Below are 17078 nucleotides of genomic sequence, written 5' to 3' on the forward strand. Positions count from 1 at the left end.
GGAATTTCCTTTTCAATTGGTTTTTTAGTTTGCTTTCATTTTTAAGAGGTTACCAATATTTCGAGCACAGGAAATCAGATTTTTTTCAGCATGAGTAAGTGCATCTGCCACCTCACAAGGACCTGGTACAATAGAGAAGGCAGCCTCAATATGATGACTTGGGAAAGCTGGCAAATCCTCTGCTAAGCCGCCACAAATAGCAAGCACTGGGATCTTCTCTGGTGTTCGTTTGGCTACCCCGACAGGAGCTTTTCCAGACAAAGATTGGAGGTCCATCCTACCTTCTCCTACGACGACCAGATCCGCTTTTTGAACCTTACGATCGAAGTCGATTAGATCCAAACTTTTCTCAATTCCTGAGGAAATCTGACCTCCCGCAAAAGCAACCAAGCCAGCAGCCATCCCACCTCCAGCTCCGGCGTTAGGCATAGACAAAATTCGTGCATCAGCTAGCTGGTAAAAATCCTGCATAGTCTGATCAACAGCTGGAAATAGAAGGGGATTCAATCCCTTTTGCCCACCAAAGATATAGGTCGCTCCTTGACTGCCACAGAGAGGATTGGCTACATCCGTTAAGACTTGGAGCTCGATGTCTTCTAAAGCTTTTGGAACCGCACTGGTATCTATTCTAGCCACACGACCGAGCGAAGCCCCTACAGGACGAAGCAGATGGCCTTGATCATCATAGAAGGCTACCCCTAATCCAGCTGCCATCCCAATCCCACCATCATTCGTTGCAGAACCGCCAATTCCCACACAGATCGTTTTAACCCCTTGGTCAACCAATTGCAAAATCAGTTCACCAATTCCTCGTGTTTCCAGTTCAAGAGGATTTCGTTTTTCAGCTGGAATGGTGCCTAAACCGACAAGTGAAGCCATCTCAAAAAAAGCCATCTCATCTTTTTGGTAGTAAGACATTGAAACAGGCTGTCCAAATGGTCCGGTTACTTGAGTTTGGTACTCCGTTACATCCAGAACTCCAGCTAGGGTTTCCATGGTGCCTTCGCCTCCATCCCCAATAGGAAGGAGGTCAAAAGTTGCATCTGGTAGAGCCTCTTGAAATCCTTTTTTTAAGGCTTCTGCTACTTGTTTGGCGGATAAGGATTCTTTAAATGAATCCGGGGCTAGTAGGATATGCATGCTGTTTCCTTTCTATGCTGGTCTAGAATTTCAAGAACAAGGCTTAAATCCCTCTTCTCGATACGATATGGGGCTCGCTCAGCGACGATTGGCTTGGCCATAAAGGCAATCCCGATACCGGCTGTTTCAATCATCGGAAGATCATTGGCACCATCTCCCATCGCAATCGTCTGACTTCGTGGAATATGATTTTCTCTCGCCCATGTCAGGAGGGAGTCTTTTTTCATTTCAGGAGTCACAATCTCACCGAGGACTTCTCCTGTCAAACGGCCATCAGAAACCTCTAAACGGTTGGCTCGGACCAGATCAATTCCTAAAGACCTCGCGATAGGATCGATGACTTCATGAAATCCCCCTGAAACAAGGCCAACCTTGTAACCTCTTTGATGAAGTTCCGTGATTAAGGTCTTAGCTCCCGGTGTGACGTCCATCTGCTCTATAATTTTCGGAAAAATAGAGGCCTCTAATCCCTTCAATAAAGCGATACGCGCCTGTAAAGATGCTTTAAAATCTAACTCTCCATTCATTGCTTGGGCCGTAATCTCTGCTACTTTTTGTCCCACGCCAGCTTCTTGAGCTAGTAAATCAATTCCTTCTTGTTGGATCAAAGTTCCATCTACATCCATAACGAGGAGACCTGTTACTTCTTTCATCGCTTTCCTTTCTTATTTCTCCCTTACTATACAAAAATAGGGTTTAAATTTCAAGTTTCAATGATCAATTGAAGATAAAAAAAACGACCTCCTAAAAAGTCGTTTTTTTGTTATTAGAAGCGAATTTGCTCCCGAGTTTTTTCATACGAAGTAACAAAGCGATCTGTCACTCCAGCTTCTACCATCTCCAAAGCATCTGAGATCACCTTAAAGGAAGCTGCATAGTCATATTCTCTTTCGAAAATATAAAGGGATTCATCAAAAGCTGCTTGCACATGATCATCAAATGAACGGTAACGGTTCGAGTATTGCAATAACTGCTCGGTTAAAGTAGCATTTTGTACAATTCGATAAGTCGCTTCTTCCAATTCATTCATATCATTTGTCAAAATATCTAACAAACGATTGGTTGACTCGATGTTGATTTTATCCCCTTCCAACTCATCCATCAAAGCCTCTGTATTGTTACTTGCAGTGAAGAAAATTTCTAAGAATTCTTGAGGGATTCCTGGCAAGTTTCGCTTGTCCATATAGCGTTTAATGGCATGCAAACGGTTGGCATAGATGTTAACTTTTTGGCGAGCATTGGCATCGTCTTTTTCAACTTTTGAAAGGGAATCACTCAAGCCGATTTGCTCATCTTCGATTTCTTTCAAGCGAGCCTCAATAGCTTCTAACTCTTCTTCTACGATAGAATAAGCTTTTTGTGTTTCAGATGAATCTTTCAAGGCATCTTCTACCACATTTTCTTGTGAAGATAGCTCAGCTTCCAACTCTTTTAACTGTTGGCTGAAGCTTTCATTCAAGACGAATGTTTTACCAAGGCGTTCCACTTCTGCTGCAAGGTTGCTATTGTTATCTTTTGCGTGTTTCAAATGGCCAGGCAGTTGTTTCACTAACTTCTTCACAACTTTTTGTGATTCAATTTCACGAGTAAAGATGTGATACAATGCATCGATTTCTTCTTGAATTTGTTCATTTTCGTAAATGGCATTGTCCAATTCAAGGGCGGATACATTTGCCATATTGTTCTTCAAGGAAGCATGCAACTGTTGGAAACGAGATTCAATATCTGTTTCAGTGAAGTGGTAGCCAGATTCCAAAAGCTTGCGGTAGCCACTTTCCAAATCCTCTAATTGGTCTGGAAGTTTTGCTTGAAGGGCAGTGACAATTTCTGGCACTCGCTCAACAATTTGTTTTAAGGCTACAATATGATTTTCAGCTGTATCAAGGATTTCAGCCGCTTCAACAGGGTCACCTGAAGAATTCAAGGTTACAAATTGTGAGAACTCAGATTGAATATTTCCAATTTGTTTTTCAATTTCAGGAAGCGCACTGCCATAACGATCTGGGTCTGAAGTGACTTCTTTTTGAAGTTCTTCAAACATATCCAAGGCATGAACCACACGACCGCTATTCTTTTGTTCCTGCTCTTCCAGATCAGAAAGGGCTTTGCGAATCGCCTTGATATCTTCGTCGATCAATTGGATCTGACTTTCGATATTGTCAATGGCTTGTTTAGCCTTCATGAAACGGAAAGAATTGTTATAGCCTTCCGCTTCAAACAGATTGTTTTCAATATCAGCAAATGAATTTAAGGATAAATCTACCCATTTTTGATTCCATTCACGAAATGCAATTTGACTTTGACCAATCAAATGCATGTTTTTTACGGCCTCTACTTCATCGTTGACCGGAAGGTTGTATAACTTTTCTTTTCGTTCTTCCAGTGCTGCCAGTAAGGCTTCATTTCGTTTTCTCAAAATGACTGCAACCACATATCCTACAATCAAGATAAGGGCGACAATAAAGATGAGAACAATTAGTCCACTAGACATATAAAAACTCCTTCATCGTATTACTTGAACGTAATCCTAGTAATTATACCATAAAATATCCATTAATGGGAAGCGTTCGGTGAATTTTATACATCGAGTGTACTATATTCAGCGTTTTCTTCGATAAATTCACGACGTGGTTCCACGCGGTCCCCCATCAACATATCAAAGATCTTATCTGCTTCCGCAGCATCGTCTACTGATACTCGTGCCATCAAGCGATGTTCTGGATTCATGGTTGTTTCCCATAATTGGTGATCATCCATTTCTCCAAGACCTTTATAGCGTTGGATGGTTGGTTTTGAGCGACCTTCTGAATAACGTTCCAAAGCTGCAGCTAATTCGGCTTCTTGGTTGGCACCAGGTTGGATATATTCTTTGATTTCACTACCGACTTTGACCCCATAGATTGGTGGTTGCGCAATATAAACATATCCCGCTTCCAAGACTGGTTTCATATAGCGATAGATCAAGGTCAATAGAAGGGTTCGGATATGAGCGCCATCGACATCGGCATCGGTCATGATGACTAATTTTTGATAACGCGCTTTTGTAACATCAAATTCGGCACCAAATCCAGTTCCCATAGCAGTAAATAAACTACGGATCTCTTCATTGGCTAGAATTTTGTCCATACTTGCTTTTTCAACGTTCAAGATCTTACCACGGATTGGTAAAATCGCTTGGAATTCCCGATTTCGACCAGATTTTGCAGATCCTCCGGCTGAATCCCCTTCGACGATAAAGAGTTCTGTTTCTTGTGGATTATTTGAAGAACAATCTGCCAATTTACCAGGTAGGTTGGAAATCTCAAGCCCTGATTTCTTACGGGTCACCTCACGCGCTCGCTTAGCAGCTACGCGAGCTTTCGCTGCTAAAATCCCTTTTTCGACGATTTTCTTAGCAATTTGCGGATTTTCCAAAAGGAAATCAGAAAAGGCATCACTAAAGAGTCGATTGGTAATCTTAACAACTTCTGAATTTCCAAGTTTGGTCTTGGTTTGTCCTTCAAACTGTGGATTTGGATGTTTAACAGAGATCACTGCTGTTAGGCCCTCTCGAACATCTTCCCCAGTTAGATTGTCTTCGTTTTCTTTTAAGAGTTTATTTTTCTTAGCGTAATCATTGATCACACGAGTGAGAGCTGTACGGAAGCCCTGTTCATGCGTCCCACCTTCATGGGTATGAATGTTATTCGCAAAACTCATGACCGTCTCATGGTAGCCTGTGGTATATTGCATAGCTACTTCAACGGTAATATCATCCATTTCACCATCTGTGTAGATTGGTTTATCAAAGATGACATCTTTGTTTTCATTGATGTATTCGACGTAACTAGAGATCCCACCTTCGTAGTGGTAATGCTTTTCTTGCTCCAAGCCTTCTCGCTTATCCGTCAAAGAAATACGCAAGCCACGATTCAAAAAGGCTAACTCTTGAATCCGTTTATTTAATTTTTCAAAATCATACTCGGTGGTTTCCGTGAAGATTTCTGGGTCTGGAATAAAGTGGACGGTTGTCCCTGTCCGATCTGTCTCCCCGATGACTTTCAAATCATCCACAACGTGTCCACGTCGATACTCTTGGTAATGGATACTGCCATTTTTATAGACGCGAACATCGAGGGATGTGGAAAGGGCGTTGACAACGGATGACCCTACCCCGTGAAGACCACCAGAAACCTTGTAGCCGCCTCCGCCAAATTTTCCTCCCGCGTGAAGCACAGTAAAGACAGTTTCAACGGCAGGTCGACCTGTCTTTTCTTGGATATCCACTGGGATCCCACGACCATCATCGACAACCGTGATAGAATTATCTGCTTCAATGAAAACTTCAATATGGCTAGCAAAACCAGCTAAGGCTTCGTCGATCGAGTTATCAACGATTTCCCAGACCAGATGATGTAGACCTTCTTTTGAGGTAGATCCAATATACATTCCCGGACGCATCCGAACGGCTTCTAGTCCTTCCAAGACCTGAATCTTACTGGCATCATATTCTTGTGCTTGATTTTCTTGCTGTTTATCCTCTGTCATAATTTCCCTTTTCTATTCAAATATAAACTGGTGTAAGTGGGGCATGGAATCAAATAAATAGGTCGAAAGCCCTGCAGCCTTCCCAGCTTCTATATCGATCGGACGATCTCCTATGACCAGACCGTCTTGAATGCCATATTTTTCCTTCAAATAAAGCATAGAGGCTGGATCTGGTTTTCGAGGAAAGCCCTCGTCTGCTGTTACAATCTCCGTAAAGTAGGGTGCAATGCCTGTCTGTTCAATAAGGGTCAAAACTTGGCGATCCCGATGAGATACCAAAAAATGGCGTCCTCCATGTGCTTGGATCTCTTCTAGTAACTCTTTTGCTCCCTCAAATAAGACCGGCTCTTGCAAGCCCAAGGCTTCTTTTTTCTTGTATTCCGTACGAAAATTGGAAATATGAGGGGCAAAGGTTTGAATTGCATCCTGTGTTGAGATTTTTAATGCTGCATAAACAGAATCATGATCGGCTTGGATGTGAAAGTCCTTCAATGCCGCTACAAAGGCATTTGTGGACGTTTCGTAATTATCCAATAGCGTCCCACCAAGATCCCATATAAAATCATGATAATTCATAGTCAATATTATACCACAAATGGACAAAAAAAATAAGCTAAAACCCTCATTTAGGGGGGATTTTAGCCATTTTTTACGGTCATTTCATTTTAAATCATAGAGAAGTCATTTCTCGTCATAGAATGTGATCTTTTACCAGAAAATATGGTGTCCAAAAGAGCTTTTTTAAGCATCTCCAAAAACATCTTGATAGAGCATTCCTTGACGAAGGCTTTGGGCATCTCCTCCAAATTGCTCTACCAAGGCATAAGCTAAGGCAAGCGCAGTTGAAGGACCACGACTGGTCAAGAGATTCCCGTCTTTCACCACTGTTTCTTTCTGATAGTGCCCATCTTGAATCTCTTCTTCAAAACCATCGTAACACGTATAGTGTTTATCTTTTAAGAGGCCGGCACGTGCCAAGACAATTGGTGCTGCACAAATCGCAGAAATGATTTTTCCTTTTCTACTTTCTTCTTGAAGAGCTGCAATCAATTCCGAATTATCCCGCAAATTCGCAGCTCCCGGCATCCCACCTGGTAAGAAGATTCCATCATAATCTGACAGGCCCCCATTCCAGAGGCGATCGACTTCCACTGTGATCTGGTGAGAACCTGTGACCGTTTCTTCCATGCCAATAAGGTCACAGTCGATCCCAGCCCGTCTCAAAACATCGACAATGGTCAAGGCTTCAATTTCTTCAAAACCGTTTGCTAAAATCGTTGCTACTTTTTTCATTTTCATTCCTTCTTTCTATCTATTGCGCCTTTTTAAGGACTACTTTTTTACGGATTGGAGGCCCTTCTTCTGGCTCTTTCTTTTTGCTACTATGATTATATATTGAGAGGACCAGACCAATACCAATCAGATTACTAATAATAGACGATCCACCTTGTGAGATAAAGGGGAGGGGAATCCCCGTCAAAGGGAGAAGACCCGTTACTGCTCCGACATTTTCAAAAATATGAAAGACCAGCATCATGATAAATCCGATGGAAATATAGGTATAAAATTGGTTATTGGACTGGAGGGTAATTTTTAAAATGCGGTAAATCAGGGTCACATATAAAATCAACAGCACCAGAGCTCCAACAAAGCCAAAGTCTTCTGCGACGACCGTAAAAATCATATCGCTTTCCAGTACGGGAACCAATAAATTGGAGACATTAAAGCCTTGCCCAAAGAGACCACCACTAGCAATAGCTAGCTGTCCTTGTGCCTGCTGGTAGGTGGTGGTTTGTGCATAGTCAAAAGGATTTAACCAGGCTAAAATACGGTTCATCTGATAGGTTGGCATCCCTACTTGCTGGTGCAGAAAAGCTCGCCCCCCTTCTGAAAGAAAGAGGAAGAGAAAGCCTGCTAACCCACCTGCCAGAAGCAAGATGACCGGCAAGATAATTTTCCAGGAAACTCCTGAAACGAGCACTAAGCCCGCAAAGATGGCCAAGAATACTAAGGCCGTTCCCAAGTCCTGTTGGAGAGCCAATAAGGCAAAGACCGGAATCGTATAGATGGTCAACTCTAGAATCAAAAACCAATCTTGTCGTAATAATCGCTCACGCCCCTTATTTCTTTGCAAAAATCGGACAATAGAGCGTGACAGCATCAGGATGAAGGGGATCTTCATAAATTCTGAGGGCTGAAATAAGGTGATGTTCCCATAAGCCACCCAGTTTTTAGCTCCAGTCGAAGCTACCAAGTTGGGATTATAAAAAACAAGGGGAAGAACCATCAAGGCCAGGCCAAGCAGGTAAAGAAAGGGAGTGATTTTCCAAAGAAATTTCGTGCTAAAAATCGTCACAATCAGGCAAATGACGCATCCCACACCAATCCAGGCCAATTGCTGCCCTAAAAAAGGCCACACCATTTGGGGATAGTCATGAGAAACTGCTACATAAACAGATAAAATCCCAATCATGAGAAGGGCGAAGACAATCCCAATGATCGAATAATCCAGGTGAATCGTCAAAAAATGATGTTTCTTCATTCACGTTCCTTTCTGTGAGAATCATCAAATCAATTAATAGAACAACATTTGTAGAATCAAGCTAGATCCTGCTACACAAAACCAAGCAATCAACCCTACTAGAAGGGGGGCTGCTCCTGCTGCACGGAACTGTTTCCAAGAAACCTTGCTTCCGATTCCGACCAAGGCCATGGCCATAAAGAGATGAGAAAGGTCCTTTAGGTAAGGAAGAACCACTTTAGGTACCAAGCCGATAGATGAAAGAATAGAAGCCACAATAAACCAAATGATGAACCAAGGAATAATTTTCTTTAACATTCCTTTGTTTCTTCCTTGTTGCTTGCTCCGATACCATTTTAAACCGATCAAGCCCAAACAAACTGGTACAATCATCAGGGCGCGTGTCAACTTAACAATGGTCGCCATTTCACCCGCCGCCTTACTATAAGAAAACGCTGCTGCTACAACTGATGACGTATCGTTAATAGCTGTTCCTGACCAGAGGCCAAATTGAAAATTAGACATATGCCATACATGCCCTAATACTGGAAAGATAAAGACAGCCAGAATGTTGAAGAAGAAGATAGTTGACATAGATAAGGCAATTTCCTCTTCGTCTGCTTCAATGATCGGAGCAGCTGCTGCGATAGCTGATCCACCACAAATAGCCGTTCCAAATCCAATTAAGGTCCGTAGGTGAGATTTCAGATGGAAGACTTTCCCAAAGATCATCGCTGCAAGAAAGGCAACTGTTATCGTTGGCAGACTAATCTTCAAAGAAGACAAGCCTGTAGAGGCAACCGTCGCAATCGGCAAGCTAAATCCCATGAAGATAATCGAATACTGCAATAATTTCTTACCGGACCAGTTCAGTCCTGGTCGTGAATTCTCCGGCAAATCTACTAATTCATTGAGGACAATTCCTAAAATCAAAGCAAAGACACTGGAGCCAATGATGGGAAAGAAAGTTCCCAAAAACATGGCGCAAAGAGCCAGTACAAATGCAATTGCAAGTCCAAATCCTTTATTTTTCATTCTCTCAATTCCTTTCAAAAAAGGCAGCTGCTTGCTCAACAAGCCGCTCTCTCACTGTCGTGTGAAGGGGCAACACTTGCTGCAAACCATCTAAAATTTGTTTTCCATATCGTTTGGTCACCACCCGCTGGTCCAATAAGAGGACCAACGATTCCTGGTCTTGAAAACGGCTGGTTCTCCCAATAGCCTGTTTGAGCCTTAAAATTGCGACTGGAAGGCTATAGTCATAAAAGGGATTTTTCCCCTGTTCTCTGAGTTGGGTATTCAGCTTTTGAACCATATAATCTTTAGGGTTGTCAAAAGGAAGGCGCGTGATGATTTGAATCACTTCTTTTTGTTGGGAAAAATCGACTCCCTCCCAGAAGCTTCCTGTTCCCAATAAAATAGAGCTTTCTCCTCGGTCAAATCGTCGCTTAATATTAGCTGCATCGCCATTTCGATACTGGGCCAAATGAGGAAACTTCAAGGCATTTGACGTCTCCAGTAACAATTCTTTTGAGGTAAACAAAAGAAAAATTGGTTTTCTTAGAGGAAGGAGTTCATCGATGAGCTGACAAATCTCTCCTGCATACTCCACGGAAGATAAAGAAACGACATCTGGAAAATCTATCGGCACCAACAATTCCTGGTGTTGTTTGACTGTTATTGGCACCCGGTAGATTTGATGCTCTTGGTATCCCAAAAGGGCAGGTAAATGCACCTTTTTACTGATCGCGATCGTCGCTGATACAAAGAGCACGGGCACTTCTTCAGGCACAAACTCCTTAAAGGATAGCAAGTCCTCAACTCCTCCATGGAGACGAAGAATCTGGTGGCTTTCGACCACTTCCTTGTCCATCCAAAAAATCTGGTATCGCTCATCAAACAATTCCCTTAGATTCTCTAAAGATTCGTTTTTTAATTCCGATACATCCTGTCGAATTTTTGCCACTGTTTGATCTGATAAGATCGCTGTTTTTCCTTGTACAACTTCCTTAGAGCAGGCATTTAGTTCAAATTGAATACTCTCCAGCAACCGTCGCTGCAGCAGATCTTTTTCCTCTTCGATGGCGTGTTGCAAGCTTAGAAGAAGAGATTGCAAGGTTTCTTCTCTCTGTGAAAACTGCTCTAAAGCAAAGAAGAGTTTTTGCGCTTCATCCACTACCAGAACAGATTCTTGAAGTAGACTCTTATCATCTTCTAGACGGGTTAACAGATAGGCATGATTGGTCAGAATTACTCGGCTGGTTTTCACTTTTTCCTGGCCGAGACGCCAAAAATCTTCCTGATAAAAAAGCGAACGTTTCGACAATTGGCCATCGTGGCATATTTCAGATACAAAATGAAGATGACGATAGAGTTGACCAATTTCACTGAACTCTCCCGTTTCTGTCATGGTCAGCCAAACCAAGAGTTGCATTTTAAAGCGTCGAACCATCCCATTATCTGACTCACTCTGTAAGGCCTCATAAAATTTATCGAGTTGGATGTAATCCTTGGGACTTTTCAGGCTATGAAAGGGAATTTGGAAAAGATCTTGGATGGTCTTTCCTTCCTTCTTCATAATTTGATCCTGAAGAATTTTAGTGGGAACACTGACAAGAATGCGCTTGGAGGTTTTCGCCAAAAGCGTTAATAGATAGGCATAGGTCTTCCCGATACCCGTTGGCGCTTCAATAAAACTCGGAAGTGGCCGTTGCAAACTGTCCTCGATATAAGCAACAAATTCTCTTTGCTCCGGATAAGCCTCCATTCCCAACAACTGCATATTGAGTTCAAACTGTTCAGACAAATGACGACTTTCTAAAAACTGCTGTTGCTTGCGCAGATAGAGACCATGAACTTCTACTAAATGAGCTGGTAAAAAAAGGCTACTGTCTTCAAGCGCATCTTCTATTAAGAGTCGCGATTCATAAATCAAACAATCTGCCATCGAAAGAAGTTTTTCGATCAATCCTCTTGGTAAGCTCGCAATTTTCTCTCTCAATTTCAACAGCAGCTGGGCTGTTGCCATAGCATCCGCTAAAGCGGAGTGAGCATGGTGCAACTCAATTTCCAGTTCAGCCGCAAGCGCTCCTAAATTGTAGCGTTCTAAAGTCGGATAGAAAATTTGAGACAATTCAACCGTATCAATCCGAGGAGTCGTTAGCTCAAATCCTTCCCAAAAAAGGGCTTCTGCCAATAAATTCGCATCAAATTTGACATTATGGGCCACAAAGACGGCATCTTCTATTAATTCAAAAATTTCTTTTGCCACTTGTGCAAACTCTGGAGCTTTTTTCAAGCGAGCATCTGTCAGGCCAGTCAATTGTTTGATATGCTCATCCAATCGCTCATGGGGATTCACATCCGTCTCATAGGATTGCGTAATCCTACCATCTTCAATGATGACAATCCCAACCTGAATGATCTTAGCATTGCTTCCAGCACTGGTCGCTTCCAGGTCCACAATGGCATATTTCCGTTTCTGTCTTGTCATAATACTTAAAATTATATCACGTTTGAGCAAGCTCTGCAGATTTTTTTCTCCTTTCATGCTGACTTCAATCCTGTTATTTTCCTCGCAATTTGATACACTATTCTAGAAAGGAGTCCTTATGAAAATCTATCGTACTGTTAATCCTGTAGCTTATGAAAACACCTACTACCTTGAAAATGACCACTCCCTCATTCTTGTCGATCCAGGTAGCGACTGGACGACTATTCAAAAACAAATAGATCGCATCGGAAAACCAATTGTAGCGATTCTTTTAACCCATACGCATTACGATCACATTATGAGTCTTGAAAAGGTTCGTCAGACCTATCATTTCCCACCTGTTTATGTCCATTCAGCAGAAGCCAGTTGGTTGTCTTCTCCTGTCGATAATTTATCTGGTTTGGATCGTCATGCGGATTTAGAAGATGTTGTATGCAAGGAGGCCGACTTCCTTTATGACATTCGCTCCGATTACCAAATAGCTGATTTCCACTTTTATGTTCTGGAGACACCAGGCCACTCTGCCGGAGGGGTTTCCATCGTCTTTCCTCAGAATCACCTGGTTCTATCTGGTGATGCCCTTTTTCGCGAAACCATTGGACGGACCGATCTTCCAACAGGGAACGCAACACCGTTACTTAGCAGTATTAGAGAAGAACTCTTTACCCTTCCATCTTCCTACACTGTCTATCCCGGTCATGGCCCTGAAACCTCTATTGGTCACGAGAAGATGTTCAATCCCTTCTTTAGATAATCCTAAAGAATCCTTATCATCCTTCCTGTCCTCATCAAAGTAAACAAAAAAAGCAAGTGCGAACTTGCTTTTTTATTATATCTTAAGAAAACGTCTCATGGAGATTGAAGAACCAATCGCCCCAATCAAAATTCCTAATCCAAAGAGGCCACCGACCATGATCGGTACCAAGAGATGAGGGCTATAGAGATACAAGTTTTGATCTGCCAAGTTATTGTTCATAGATGTATAGACAACATTATAAACATAAAAGACCAAAGCTGAAGGAACCAAGGCTCCCAAGAGACCGATCCAAGCACCTTCTAAAAGGAATGGTGCACGAATATAACCATTTTTTGCTCCTACCAGTCGCATAATCTTAATCTCACGACTACGTGAAATGATGGTAATCCGAATGGTATTCGAAATCAAGAAGACCGCGATGAAGATCAATAAAGCTACACCAATCAAGCCCCAGTTTCGGATGAAGGTTCCAAGAGCAAACAAGCGTTGGGTATCGACCCCACCATCTTTAACCTCAGAGACCCCTTCAATTTTTTTGGCATCTGCTGAGACTTGCTTCACATATTTAGGAGCTGTTGTCTCTACATAATACGCATCATAGAGAGGATTGGCATCTCCATCAAAAATCTTCCAGTTGTTCCCAGCCGTTTTGATCAGTTTATCATACTGTTCTTCCTTGCTAGAAAAATCAACCTTATCGACATGCTTCATGGCTGTCAGAGCATCATAGACCTTATGGTAGTTTTCATTGGTCACGGTTTGACCGTCTTTTTCAATCTGCTCGCTCTGATCTTGAATATCCTTGCGCATGTATACTACAACCCGCACACTATTTTGAATATCATCTGAAAGCTTAATGGTATTGGCAATCACAGAGGCGAAAATAGCAACCAAGCTAAGGGTAATCATAACCGAGCTGACCGCTGCCATCGTCATCCAACCATTTCGTTTCAAGCTTTTAAGCGATTCGATTAAGTGTCGGAAAAATCTTCTAATCATCGTATCCGTACTCTCCTTCCGCTTCATCACGCACTACACGACCATTTTCAATCGCGATGACACGGTGACGTAAAGTATTTACAATCTGGCTATTGTGAGTCGCCATCAATACTGTGGTCCCTTGCAGATTAATCCGCTCCAAAAGATTCATGATTTCCCATGAATTATCTGGGTCCAAGTTCCCCGTTGGCTCATCCGCAATCAAGACTTTCGGATTGTTGACGATCGCACGAGCAATCGCAATCCGTTGTTGCTCCCCACCGGACAATTCATTCGGGAATGAGCGGACCTTGTGTTTCAATCCGACAAGATCCAAAACTTCCATCACACGCTTTTTAATATTGCGACGGCGCTCACCGATAACTTGCATTGCGTAAGCAATATTTTCATAAACGGTTTTCTTTGGAAGCAATTTATAATCTTGGAAGACCACTCCCACATTGCGTCGCAACATAGGAATATCGCGTTTTTTGATTTTATCCAAATCAAAATCAGCTACTTTCAAACTTCCTTTATCGTGTTTGACTTCACGGTATAAAAGTCGAATAAAGGTCGACTTCCCTGCACCAGAAGGTCCTACGATGTAGGCAAATTCTCCTGGTTCAATTTGGACAGAGACCCCGCGAAGGGCCGTTGTCCCGTTGTCATACTTTTTGACAACATCTTTCATTTCAATCATTGACATGTAATGAAATTCCTTTCATTCTTTTCTGGTTGATTCCCTCGAGGTTATTGGAGACGCCATTTAAGGTAGGCATCGATAAACCCATCGATATCTCCATCCATCACCTTGTCCACCTGCGCTACTTCGTAGTTGGTCCGGTGATCCTTAACCATGGTATAAGGGGTAAAAACATAGGAGCGGATTTGACTTCCCCAGGTGATTTCTTTTTTATCCCCTTTTAGAGAGTCCACTTCTGCTGCTTTTTTCTCTTGCTCTAATTGGTAGAGTTTAGCTTGCAACATCTTCATCGCACGATCACGGTTCCCGTATTGGGTCCGATCCACGGTGGATGCCACTACAATCCCTGTCGGAATGTGGGTCAAGCGCACCCCTGTAGAAACCTTGTTGACGTTTTGTCCACCAGCTCCACCAGAGCGGAAGGTGTCCATCTTGATATCATCATCACGAACTTCGACTTCGATAGTATCGTCTAATTCGGGCATGACCTCAACAGATGTAAAGGAGGTATGACGACGTTTAGCGGAGTCAAATGGAGAGATCCGAACCAAACGGTGTACCCCCATTTCAGATTTCAGAAGACCGTATGCATGTGGCCCTTCAAAGGATAGGGTTACAGACTTGATTCCAGCCTCATCCCCAGCCTGATAGTCCAAGACTTCAACTTTAAAACCGTGGGCATTTCCAAAACGAGTATACATCCGAAGAAGCATGTCGCCCCAATCCTGAGCTTCTGTTCCTCCTGAACCTGGGTGGATTTCTAGGATGGCATTATTATTGTCATAGGGTTCAGACAATAGCAAGGTCATCTCATAGCTGGTCATACGTTTATCCAGCTCCTCCAACTTCTCGATCAATTCTTCCTTGACCGAATCGTCTTCTGCCAAAAAGTCCAGTAAGATTTCTGACTCATCAAAGAGATCCACCATTTGATGGAAATTTTCATAGGTCTGCTTGAGTTCATTTAATTCTTGAGATGTCTTTTGCGCAGCAATGTTATCATCCCAAAAATCAGGTTCTGTCATTTTATTTTCTAAAATGGCAATTTCTTCTTCCAATGCCTCTAAGTCAAAGAGACCCCCTGAAAGAAGCTAATTTTTCACGATTTGCGTCAATTTTTTGACGAATTTCTGAAATGTCCATAAGTACCTCTTTCTATGTATCTAGTCTATTATATCATAACCTTCACTATTTGCCCACCTTTCAATATTGGATCTACTGGTTGACCACTGCCAAGCCAGCTGATTTTCAGCATTTTTTCTATTCATTTGTAACCTAATTGTTAGAAAAAAAGATCCTCTTATGCTAGACTGGTAGCATGACAACAGTAGCTTTTATGTCCGATTTACATATTGATTCAAACAACTTCGGCAAAGAAGAATTAGAGACCCTGATCACTCTTTTCAAGGACAAAAAAATTCAACATCTCCATATTGCAGGAGATATTGCCAACGGCTTTGAAAAGACGTCACAGGAATTTTTAGACCAACTTCAATGTCACCTTCCAGTGACCTTTAGCCTAGGAAATCATGATATGCTAGGCCTATCAGAAGAAGCCATGAGACCTTTTGAATTTCAAAAGATTCCCTTCTCCAATCATACGCTTCTTGCCTTTTCGGGCTGGTATGACTACAGTTTTGTTCCTACTATCTCTCCCCAAAAACATCTCCAAACCAAAAATCTATTTTGGTTTGACAGACGCCTCCAACGAATGGGATCTGATCCAGCCATTACCCAACGTCTGTTGCAAGAGCTGGAACAAGAGCTCATGCGAGTAGACCAACCCCTGATCATCGCCATGCACTTTGTGCCTCATAGTCATTTTCTTATGCGCCACCCTTATTTTGAACGCTTTAATGCTTTTCTAGGGAGCCAAGCCTTTCATGAACTGTTTAGACAATATCCTGTCAAAGAGGTGATTTTTGGTCATAGCCACCATCGAATGCCAGCAACAACCATTGACAACATCACCTATCATGCTAGACCTTTAGGCTATGTCCGAGAATGGGAGCTTTGCAAACAATTTTTCGAAGCTTTTCCTGAATATGATTTTCCAAAACGATACGATCCCTACAAACGCTATCGCAGAATCAAAGACCTCCCCGAATTTAAAGCATACAAGAAAAAACAGCTCGCTCATGAATTTTCTCAAGCCATGACGATCCTTGAACTATAAAAAAATTGGTCCCTCTGGAACCAATTTTTTACTCTTCTGTATCCAAGAGATTTTTTGCAACGATTGCAGCCAGAATACCACCGACAATTGGAGCCAAGATAAAGATCCAAATTTGTTGAAGAGCCGCACCACCAACAAAGAGGGCAGGTGCCAAGCTACGAGCTGGGTTAACAGAAAGTCCTGTAATGTTCAAACCAACAAGAATAATCAAAGTCAAGCTCAAGCCGATCACAAGACCAGCGATCTTGCCATTACCTTTGCTAGCTGATGTCACTGTCATGATGACCAAAATAAAGATAAAGGAAGCAATTACTTCAAACAAGAATCCGCCAAATGGAGTCACACCCTTCGCTAGGGCATTTTCACCAAGACTAGCTGTTGACATACCTGAATTTGACAAGAGGAAGAGTACTGTTGCAGATGCGAGAACCGCCCCCACTACTTGAGCTGCAATATAATTAACCAAGTCCTTTGAAGACAAGCGTTTGTTCACAAACATGGCAATCGAAACAGCTGGGTTCAAGTGGGCACCAGAAACAGTCCCAATTGAGTAAGCTGCTGCAACAATGGATAAACCGAATGCCAAGGCAATTCCTAAATGTCCCAGACCTTCTGTTCCATTTCCAAAAACAACTGCGCCAGTCCCGATAAAGACAAGCATAAATGTGCCGATTACTTCAGCAAAAAACTTTTTCATAACTAAGTTTCCTTTCTTCAAACTGTTGACTAGTTTATAAAAAATCCACACGTACCTCAAGAAATATGCCCAGTCTATTTTGCCCG

15 protein-coding genes are annotated in these 17078 nt (G+C 42.3%); 2 read left to right on the forward strand and 13 right to left on the reverse strand.

All coding sequences use genetic code 11. The annotated features are described in order from the left end of the window. Positions 1–24 precede the first annotated feature (24 nt). From LIZ08_RS00195 to LIZ08_RS00235, 9 genes are all read right to left on the reverse strand, one after another. Positions 25–1140: a glycerate kinase gene (locus LIZ08_RS00195; RefSeq protein WP_227037998.1), complete on the reverse strand. Its 1116-nt coding sequence runs from the start codon at positions 1138–1140 to the stop codon at positions 25–27. Next, positions 1125–1793 (reverse strand): phosphoserine phosphatase SerB, encoded by a 669-nt coding sequence (gene serB, locus LIZ08_RS00200; RefSeq protein WP_031574069.1) that lies wholly within the window; start codon positions 1791–1793, stop codon positions 1125–1127. The genes LIZ08_RS00195 and serB overlap by 16 nt, the downstream gene beginning before the upstream one ends. Positions 1794–1906: 113 nt before the next feature. Continuing rightward, positions 1907–3631 carry a septation ring formation regulator EzrA gene (ezrA, locus tag LIZ08_RS00205; protein WP_227038000.1) on the reverse strand — a complete coding sequence of 575 codons (1725 nt, stop codon included), beginning with the start codon at positions 3629–3631 and terminating at the stop codon, positions 1907–1909. Between the two features lie 86 nt (positions 3632–3717). Beyond that, on the reverse strand, positions 3718–5667 hold the full coding sequence (gene gyrB, locus LIZ08_RS00210; protein ID WP_227038002.1) for a DNA topoisomerase (ATP-hydrolyzing) subunit B: 1950 nt from the start codon (positions 5665–5667) through the stop codon (positions 3718–3720). Positions 5668–5679: 12 nt separating this feature from the next. Continuing rightward, the gene (locus LIZ08_RS00215) at positions 5680–6243 is read right to left on the reverse strand and encodes an HAD-IA family hydrolase (protein ID WP_227038003.1); all 564 of its coding nucleotides are present in this window, start codon (positions 6241–6243) and stop codon (positions 5680–5682) included. Positions 6244–6408: 165 nt separating this feature from the next. Further along, entirely contained in the window at positions 6409–6960 is a 552-nt protein-coding gene (locus LIZ08_RS00220; RefSeq protein WP_227038004.1) for a DJ-1 family glyoxalase III, read from the reverse strand. 19 nt (positions 6961–6979) lie between these two features. Beyond that, entirely contained in the window at positions 6980–8209 is a 1230-nt protein-coding gene (locus LIZ08_RS00225) for an FtsW/RodA/SpoVE family cell cycle protein (RefSeq protein WP_227038005.1), read from the reverse strand. A 33-nt stretch (positions 8210–8242) separates the two neighbouring features. After that, entirely contained in the window at positions 8243–9223 is a 981-nt protein-coding gene (locus LIZ08_RS00230; RefSeq protein WP_061590999.1) for a YeiH family protein, read from the reverse strand. Positions 9224–9227: 4 nt separating this feature from the next. Then, complete coding sequence (locus tag LIZ08_RS00235) at positions 9228–11681, reverse strand: bifunctional DnaQ family exonuclease/ATP-dependent helicase (RefSeq protein WP_227038076.1); 2454 nt, start codon at positions 11679–11681, stop codon at positions 9228–9230. A gap of 118 nt (positions 11682–11799) precedes the next feature. Here LIZ08_RS00235 and LIZ08_RS00240 point away from each other — a divergent pair, with 118 nt between their 5' ends. Next, complete coding sequence (locus LIZ08_RS00240; protein ID WP_227038006.1) at positions 11800–12435, forward strand: MBL fold metallo-hydrolase; 636 nt, start codon at positions 11800–11802, stop codon at positions 12433–12435. A 75-nt stretch (positions 12436–12510) separates the two neighbouring features. On the opposite strand, the gene ftsX is transcribed toward LIZ08_RS00240, so the two are convergent. The 3 genes from ftsX to prfB all read right to left on the reverse strand — a co-directional run bounded on the left by ftsX (position 12511) and on the right by prfB (position 15262). After that, a complete protein-coding gene (gene ftsX, locus LIZ08_RS00245; RefSeq protein WP_070588819.1) occupies positions 12511–13437 on the reverse strand; it encodes a permease-like cell division protein FtsX in 927 nt (308 codons plus the stop codon). Continuing rightward, the gene (ftsE, locus tag LIZ08_RS00250; protein WP_003008021.1) at positions 13430–14122 is read right to left on the reverse strand and encodes a cell division ATP-binding protein FtsE; all 693 of its coding nucleotides are present in this window, start codon (positions 14120–14122) and stop codon (positions 13430–13432) included. Before ftsE ends, ftsX begins: the two co-directional genes overlap by 8 nt. A 44-nt stretch (positions 14123–14166) precedes the next feature. Continuing rightward, a protein-coding gene (gene prfB, locus LIZ08_RS00255; RefSeq protein ID WP_100209015.1) for a peptide chain release factor 2 occupies positions 14167–15262 on the reverse strand; the annotation gives its coding sequence in 2 pieces (ribosomal slippage) (positions 14167–15189 and positions 15191–15262; 1095 coding nt in all). A 175-nt stretch (positions 15263–15437) separates the two neighbouring features. On the opposite strand from prfB, the gene LIZ08_RS00260 reads away from it, so the two are divergent. Further along, a complete protein-coding gene (locus LIZ08_RS00260) occupies positions 15438–16295 on the forward strand; it encodes a metallophosphoesterase (RefSeq protein ID WP_125826479.1) in 858 nt (285 codons plus the stop codon). A gap of 28 nt (positions 16296–16323) precedes the next feature. Here the strand turns inward: LIZ08_RS00260 and LIZ08_RS00265 are convergent, their stop codons facing one another. After that, positions 16324–16992 carry an MIP/aquaporin family protein gene (locus LIZ08_RS00265; RefSeq protein WP_227038007.1) on the reverse strand — a complete coding sequence of 223 codons (669 nt, stop codon included), beginning with the start codon at positions 16990–16992 and terminating at the stop codon, positions 16324–16326. Positions 16993–17078: the final 86 nt, after the last annotated feature.

This window comes from Streptococcus sp. 210928-DFI.4.42 (assembly GCF_020554365.1).
Lineage (GTDB): Bacteria > Bacillota > Bacilli > Lactobacillales > Streptococcaceae > Streptococcus > Streptococcus parasanguinis_S.